Origin of the sequence: Shewanella sp. SM32 (genome assembly GCF_025654235.1) — a bacterium.
GTDB classification, from domain to species: domain Bacteria; phylum Pseudomonadota; class Gammaproteobacteria; order Enterobacterales; family Shewanellaceae; genus Shewanella; species Shewanella oncorhynchi.
Map to the genome: position 1 here is coordinate 1 of NZ_JAKKRO010000172.1, position 678 is coordinate 678.

The window sequence follows — 678 nt, forward strand, 5'->3', positions numbered from 1 at the left end:
TTACAAGCCTTCTCCTCATCAATCCCTTCAGCTGCCTTCTCCTCATCAATCCCTTCAGCTAAACGACCATGCACGACTAAGTGCCCAAGTTCATGGGCCAAGGTGAAGCGCTGACGGTCACCACTTTGGGCGGTAGAGATCACCACTACAGGAGTGCTACCAATCTTGCCCGCTAAACCGTCAAACTTCTTATCTGTTTCCACATCCGTGGTAATAATCATCACGCCCTTAGCTTCGAGGGTATCGATCATATCGTGAATAGGGTTTAGCCCTAGCACCCAAGCATGGCGCATCTGAATAGCCAAGTCTTCCGCTTGTTCTAAGCTAAAGATTTGTTCTGGAAGTTCATCAGGTAGAGCAAACTCAGGGATCGGTTTTACCGAGTCCGGATAAAGCTCTAAGAGCTCCTGCCAACGTTCAGCTTGTTCTAAAACATCGCCATTAATTCGGTCTAAAACTTTCTTTGGTGTACTAGCACGCTTGCGGTACTCTACGCCCTCTAGTTTCACCTTCGTTGGACGAAAGAAGTACTCAGTGCGCACATCGAGCGCTTTCGCGAGTTTTAGTAGGTTTGAAGAAGAAGGCATAGCCGTGCCATGTTCATACTTTTTAATGGCGTTAGCGGACAGTCCTACCTCGTTGGCTAATGCATTCATGGATAGCCCGGCAGCCTTACGG

1 protein-coding gene is annotated in these 678 nt (G+C 48.4%); it reads right to left on the reverse strand.

Annotation, left to right across the window (positions count from 1 at the left end; genetic code table 11):
- Window positions 1-678, reverse strand: a 678-nt coding sequence (locus L5M10_RS24025) for a helix-turn-helix domain-containing protein (RefSeq protein WP_263256110.1), incomplete at both ends; no start/stop codon positions are given.